Below are 6,000 nucleotides of genomic sequence, written 5' to 3'. Positions count from 1 at the left end.
TACTCTTTTCTCTGCTCAAAGTATGTTATCAATAAGCTCAGATTTTTGAGCTGGGGCATGAACCGCAAAATCCTTTGGGCGTAATGGTTTGGGGGTGCTTGTCACCCCCTGAAGCAACAACCCCTGTTCAAGCGCAATCAATAACAGAAGTCCAATCAAACCCGCAGCCTAATAAGGTTTTTGCCGTGCAACGTAAAGGGGGAACCTGCCCTAAGACAGTTGGTTTTTGGACTATCTCTCTTGGCTATAGAAATATCGCCGCACAATCTGAAACAATCGTCATTGCTGATACTTTAGCGATCGCTAGTGGTTCTGCAAAATTAGCCTCATCGCGTAATAGGTTTGTCGAATACCAAGCACCGCTGCAAAAAACTTATTCTTCATGTGTCGGGATGGCTAATTCCCCGAAACGCCCTAACACCTTAGATGCTAGTTACAGGTTTCGATTCCAGAATGGCAAAGTTTATTTTTCTGTCGATCTCACCAACACCCCTGAAGGTTTTGGGGCTGGAATAATCGAACATAAAATAATTGGGTTGCGTCCCTATGTGCTATGGCAATTTGTTGATTGAGTAAATTTGGAAAAACCAGCATTTATTAGGAGAAAATAGTAGTAGATCTGCTATTTCCCTTTTTTATGACTTACAACGTTATCTACGACGGCAACTGCAATCTCTGCGTTACCCTAGTCCAAGCTCTGGAAAACTTAGACAAAGGGCAACTGTTTGAATACACCCCAATGCAGGACGAAGACACTTTGAACCGATTTGGGATAACATCCCAAGACTGCGAAATGGGGATGATTTTGATAAACGCCGATACCCCGGAACAACGCTGGCAAGGTAGCGATGCTGCTGAAGAAATTGCGCGTTTGTTGCCAGTAGCTGATGCATTTGTTGCAGCTTACCGCGCCATACCAGGAGTAAAATGGGCGGGCGATCGCTTCTACGAACAAATCCGCGATAATCGCTACACCATCTTTGGCAAGCGCGATACAACATATCAATCTGCCTACCCAATTGGTTGCAGGATAGCTAAAAATTCTTAGGCAGCTTGAGAGTTATTAAATAACTCAAATATCTGTCTGCAATAGTGTCTCAGCTTTTCTCCCACCTCCGGTACTGGCTGAGATTCTCCTACAAAACGCCAGTTTTCTACTGTTGAAAGTCGCCACGCTTTACCGCGATGGTCGAATCCAGCCGCCTCTACGCCAATTGCCCGACGCGAACCGTTAAGCGGATCTTGGTAAAACCGAATTTGCACCAGTATGCTGCGGCTTTGGAAACGTCTGCTCCAGCCTGGTAAATGAAACCCGATATCGATTGAATCGGGATCGACTAATTTTTTGGTATGAGGGTCATTTGCCCAAGGTTTTAAATCAGCCTTAGCATCAGGAAACTCAGACTTGAACAAATTGACGATGGCAGCAATTTTACTGGTGAATTCGATGTCCGTTGCCTGTTCCGCTGCGTTCACTCAAATACTCCTCTAATTAGCGATGGCGATTGATTTTGCTTCCCCAGACTTGAGAGCTTTCACTCATTTTGGGTGACGATCTGATAAGTATGCTGCACATTTTGCAACAATAATGCATCTTTCTTGGGTCAGAGAGCAGAGTATCGGTCATCAAAGAAGTATGTTTGAGAAACTCGGATTTAGAGTGTTTGGCGCAGGGGAGGCGGTGTTATGCAACAAAATGGAATTGTTTGTTATTTAACAAATGTCCAATCCAATATTTTGATTGGTGCAGTTTGAAGCGCTTCTGTGAGTTCGGCGTTATCTTTAAACGTGACTTGGTGGAGATAGCAGGCTTCAACGTTGACAATAAACGGTTCGTTGTCGAAAGGCCAGGGTTCGACCGTGAGATTGCCATCGCTGCGCTGCTTCACATCGTATCGCTTGCCGCCCGGCCCTTTGCAAATCTCTAATGCACGTTCGTCTTCTGGTATTTCGCCGTTGCAGAGGATAAGCGAGAGGCGATCGCAAAATTGCATAAAGGCATATGCATCCTCAGCATCCTTTTTGCTAATCTTCAACTCCTTCCGCCATTGCTTTTGATGTTCGAGTTGTTCGTCCAAAAAGCTATCGATGTCGGCTGATTGCCCTCGCAGACCTTCAGTTAAAAAGCTCATGTGCATGGAAATTAGCATTGCTACCCAGCGTCCCCGGTAGCGGGCATTCTTAGTCAGTTCCCGAAACTGTTTGGTATCAGTTGTCTTTACGAGAGTAAAGTCTAAAGGCGTGCCAACTTCTGTGAGGTGATTTCCTTCCCATTCGCGCTCTAAATCGTCGTGATGGGAAATTGCTGCTATGGTCTCGTATAAGCGAGGGGGAGAATTTTCTTTTTTCCAATGTCCTCCCAATTGAGCAGCTAGCAAGGCGTGGGCGCGATGATAAATTATTTCCCACCCCTTCTCGTGTTGATTAGCAATCACAGAATGTTACTCCTCATGTACCTAATGTAAGCATCGCGGATTGTCGCGATCGCACTCGTTCAATTACGAATAGTAACCACCCTTACGGCAAATCGCATCTGCCGTTAAGGGAGAAGGGGAGAAGTAATTCTTGTTTGTTTCTCTTACTTGGGAGAGGCGTTTGGGCATCTTGGGTGGATGTCAACCAATGAAGCTAAAGCTTGCTCAGAGCGACCGTTGGACGGTAAGCTCAAACAACTGGGAGCAGAGTAGGAACGTTTGTGGCAACGAAAGAGGAATTAATTAAAGTTGGTTCGCTGGAATGGTTTTATCGGGAAGCGACTCCAATTAAAAGCAATGATAAGCCGCCAGTGCTGCTGCTTCACGGTTTGCCAGCGCAGAGTTACAGTTGGGGCGGGGTATTGCCAGAGTTAGCCGAAAAAGGATTTAGAGCGATCGCTCCAGATTGGATTGGTAGCGGCTTCTCGGCAAAACCAGACAAGCGAGACTTTGCCTATACGCCAGATGCGTTTATTAACGCCTTTGCAGGATTCATCAAAGCTCTGGAAATAGAGCGATTTTCCCTAGTAGCTCAGGGATTTGTGGGGTCTGTCGGCATCCAGTACGCTCTACGTCACCCAGAACAAATCGAGCGCTTGGCAATCCTCAATGCACCAGTGTCATCTACGGCCAAATTACCCTGGAAGATCAAGCAGCTAGGAATACCTTTGGTGGGGGATATGATGACGCAAGACCCCCTCTTAGTTGACCGCACCCTAGAGGGTGGAAGCGGTTATCGCATAGAAGATAAGGATTTGGATATTTATCGCCGTCCGTTCCTCAAGAGTTCCGATGCGGGGCGCAGCCTTCTAGCAACGGTGCAAAATCTCCAGCTAAAGCAGTCAATGGCAGAAATGGAAGCAAGCTGGGGACAGTGGACGCACCCTACCTTAATTGTTTGGGGCATGAAAGACCCCTGGCTACCGTTCGCTCAAGCCCAAAGTTTGGCTAATTCTGCCAAAAATGCAGAAATTGTCCAACTCGAAAATGCAGGGCATTATCCTCAAGAGCATTTTCCGGGAGACATCAGCGACGCGCTCGTACCCTTCCTGCGGCGCACGGTAGTTTAGAGCAAAGGGTATGGGGAAGACTTAGCACTCAATAGGGGAGCGTTAATAATTTGAGGTGAGGAACTTATAACTCTGTTGTCTGTAACTCTCTCACTCGCCCCATTATTCTTTAAAATTACAGGGGCAATAGCATTATATGGTTGAAGAAATTAGGATTATGGCACGTTACAGGTCTATTTTGGCCTTGATTTTGGCAGTTTGCGCGACGTTTATGGTGAGTTTTAGCAGTCTTGCTGCTACGTCGAAGGCTGCGACCTATACACCCGCGCAGATAGAGCAAATTCAGCGCTACGTTCCGGCAATTGAGGAGCAGCGCGATCGCCTGCAAAAGCTCCAAACCTTTATCCAAAAGAAAAATTGGGTAGATGTGGGCACTTACATTCACGGGCCACTTGGACAACTGCGGTACGATATGAACTCTGTTGCTCGCACTCTAAGCCCGGAAGATCAAAAGACGGCGCGTGAGGCAACAAAAGATTTATATGGCGCTTTGGTGAGAATTGACCAAGTTGCTAAACAGGGTAACTACCAGCAAGCTGTGAGTAACTATCGATTGGCAATTAAGGCTTTTGATACCTTCTTACAGTTGGTTCCCTCTTCATAGCTAGTGGTTCATGGTTCATAGTTCATGGTTCATAGAAATGAGCCGTTGAGCAATGAACCATGAACAACGAACAATTATGAGCAGAGTTGTAATTATTGGGTGTGGGGTTGTTGGCGCTGCGATCGCATACGAACTTAGTCTAATTCCAGGGCTGAAAATTACAGTTATTGACAAACAACAGCCCGCGCAGGGTGCGACTGGTGCAGCACTGGGCGTCATGATGGGTGCGATCAGCCACAAAATTAAGGGCAATGCTTGGCAACTGCGACAAACTAGCATCCAGCGCTATGAAACTCTAATTCCCGAATTAGAAGCGCTAACCAATCGCAAAATTCCTTTCAATCGGCAGGGCATTCTTATGCTGTGCTTTGAAGGTGAGGATATGTCTAAATGGGAAAAGTTAGTAGAAATTCGTAAATCTCAAGGCTGGCATTTAGAAATTTGGGATGCTGCTAAAGTACGCGATCGCTGTCCTCATTTAAGTTGCGATCGCATTATCGCTGCTATCTATTCTCCGCAAGATAGACAAGTTGAACCAGTTGCTTTAACTTTAGCTTTGGTTGAAGCCGCCCAGCTTAATGGCGTTAATTTTAAATTTGGCGTCACTGTGTTGGGAAATGAATCGACAACTTCAGGAGTTTTGAAGCAAATTCATACAACTGCTGGAGAGTTAGAGTGCGATCGCGCTGTCATAGCGGCTGGATTGGGTTCAACTCCAATTACTGCCTCTTTAAACCAAAACGTTGATATCAGGCCAGTTTTGGGACAAGCTTTACACCTACAGCTACCGCATCCAATAGGGAATCGCGATTTTCAGCCTGCGATTACTGGTGATGATGTCCACATCGTACCTTGTGGCGCAAACGAATATTGGGTAGGGGCGACGGTTGAGTTTTCTGCAAATGAAGGTGATGTTGTCGCCTCTTCAGAACTTCTAGAAAAAGTTAGGCAGAATGCGATCGCATTCTGCCCTAGTCTAGCCGAAGCCAATATTATTAAAACTTGGTCTGGTTTGCGTCCCCGCCCCGAAGGACGCCCAGCACCGATAATTGGCAAGTTGCCCGGTTACAGCAACGTACTCTTAGCTACAGGTCACTATCGCAACGGAGTATTACTTGCACCAGCAACTGCCATAACTATTCGCGATGCGATTACCCTAAGTCTTGGCTAGCATCAGCACCGACTCTTGAAACGGGCTGTGGGCGCGTTATGAAAAGCAGCCGTCCCCGTGTGAATTTTGATTTGAGGGCCAGAGGTCGCCAAACGCAGTATCATCCCATCTATAACGGTAGCTTCGCTGATGCGTTTACCGTCCCAATATGTCCCGTTACCACCCAAACTAATAATGCGCCAATTGATACCAAAGCGCTGCAATTTTAAGTGGTGTCGAGAAACGACGGCGCTATAGAGAATTACATGGTTATCGTTAGAGCGTCCGACTTTAATAACCGATTCGTCATCAAAAGTCCAACTCTGAACGGGGCTAGGCTGTAGTAGATGCACCAAGGTTAGAGTAATCACCGTATCCTCTAGTAGATTCCTGAAAAGACCCATTTTTGGTGACGAAATTTTTTAGGAAAACCTTCCTAAAAGCTTCATCTTTATATGATTGTGCCCCAAGCGATCGCATTCTGCCCAGTATTATTTAAAGCCCAATATTTTGCATATTCTCCAAGGCTGGTTTCTTCCGATTAAGGTGGCGGTGCTACTAACACATACCAACATACATCCGCAACACACACTGTAGCCGATGAAACTATACGACGCGCAACACGCAAGTTTTTGTACAACCTTGGGGCTGCGATCGCTTTCTTAATATTACGAAATGTAAATAAAATAGTAGCAACCTTTA

General features: G+C 46.1%; 8 protein-coding genes. 5 read left to right on the top strand and 3 right to left on the bottom strand.

Going from position 1 to position 6,000, the window contains the following annotated elements; genetic code table 11:
* Positions 1-185 precede the first annotated feature (185 nt).
* Together H6F77_RS24425 and H6F77_RS24420 are read left to right on the top strand one after the other, a co-directional pair.
* Positions 186-572, top strand: a complete 387-nt coding sequence (locus H6F77_RS24425) for a hypothetical protein (protein ID WP_190491500.1) — start codon at positions 186-188, stop codon at positions 570-572.
* Between the two features lie 65 nt (positions 573-637).
* Positions 638-1,048 carry a thiol-disulfide oxidoreductase DCC family protein gene (locus H6F77_RS24420; RefSeq protein WP_190491499.1) on the top strand — a complete coding sequence of 137 codons (411 nt, stop codon included), beginning with the start codon at positions 638-640 and terminating at the stop codon, positions 1,046-1,048.
* On the opposite strand, the gene H6F77_RS24415 is transcribed toward H6F77_RS24420, so the two are convergent.
* Positions 1,045-1,476, bottom strand: a complete 432-nt coding sequence (locus H6F77_RS24415) for a Tery_1686 family protein (RefSeq protein WP_190491498.1) — start codon at positions 1,474-1,476, stop codon at positions 1,045-1,047. The genes H6F77_RS24420 and H6F77_RS24415 overlap by 4 nt on opposite strands.
* A gap of 233 nt (positions 1,477-1,709) precedes the next feature.
* Complete coding sequence (locus H6F77_RS24410; RefSeq protein ID WP_190491497.1) at positions 1,710-2,435, bottom strand: DUF3891 family protein; 726 nt, start codon at positions 2,433-2,435, stop codon at positions 1,710-1,712.
* A 260-nt stretch (positions 2,436-2,695) separates the two neighbouring features.
* Between H6F77_RS24410 and H6F77_RS24405 the strand changes: the two genes are divergently transcribed.
* The 3 genes from H6F77_RS24405 (at position 2,696) to H6F77_RS24395 (ending at position 5,319) form a co-directional block, all read left to right on the top strand.
* Positions 2,696-3,544: an alpha/beta fold hydrolase gene (locus H6F77_RS24405; RefSeq protein ID WP_190491496.1), complete on the top strand. Its 849-nt coding sequence runs from the start codon at positions 2,696-2,698 to the stop codon at positions 3,542-3,544.
* A gap of 136 nt (positions 3,545-3,680) precedes the next feature.
* Positions 3,681-4,148 carry a photosystem II protein PsbQ gene (gene psbQ, locus H6F77_RS24400; RefSeq protein ID WP_242022555.1) on the top strand — a complete coding sequence of 156 codons (468 nt, stop codon included), beginning with the start codon at positions 3,681-3,683 and terminating at the stop codon, positions 4,146-4,148.
* A 76-nt stretch (positions 4,149-4,224) separates the two neighbouring features.
* On the top strand, positions 4,225-5,319 hold the full coding sequence (locus H6F77_RS24395; protein WP_190491524.1) for an NAD(P)/FAD-dependent oxidoreductase: 1,095 nt from the start codon (positions 4,225-4,227) through the stop codon (positions 5,317-5,319).
* A gap of 2 nt (positions 5,320-5,321) precedes the next feature.
* On the opposite strand, the gene H6F77_RS24390 is transcribed toward H6F77_RS24395, so the two are convergent.
* Complete coding sequence (locus H6F77_RS24390; protein ID WP_199321523.1) at positions 5,322-5,702, bottom strand: FHA domain-containing protein; 381 nt, start codon at positions 5,700-5,702, stop codon at positions 5,322-5,324.
* Positions 5,703-6,000 lie beyond the last annotated feature (298 nt).

The sequence above is a fragment of the Microcoleus sp. FACHB-831 genome, assembly GCF_014695585.1.
In the GTDB taxonomy this organism is placed as follows: Bacteria; Cyanobacteriota; Cyanobacteriia; order Cyanobacteriales; family FACHB-T130; genus FACHB-831.
This window is presented reverse-complemented; position numbering and strand designations above follow the sequence as displayed.

Bases quoted from the DNA above. Each gene is read 5' to 3' on its own strand.
- H6F77_RS24420 (WP_190491499.1), top strand. From the start codon at position 638: ATGACTTACAACGTTATCTACGACGGCAACTGCAATCTCTGCGTTACC.
- psbQ (WP_242022555.1), top strand. From the start codon at position 3,681: ATGGTTGAAGAAATTAGGATTATGGCACGTTACAGGTCTATTTTGGCC.
- H6F77_RS24395 (WP_190491524.1), top strand. From the start codon at position 4,225: ATGAGCAGAGTTGTAATTATTGGGTGTGGGGTTGTTGGCGCTGCGATC.
- H6F77_RS24390 (WP_199321523.1), bottom strand. From the start codon at position 5,702: ATGGGTCTTTTCAGGAATCTACTAGAGGATACGGTGATTACTCTAACC.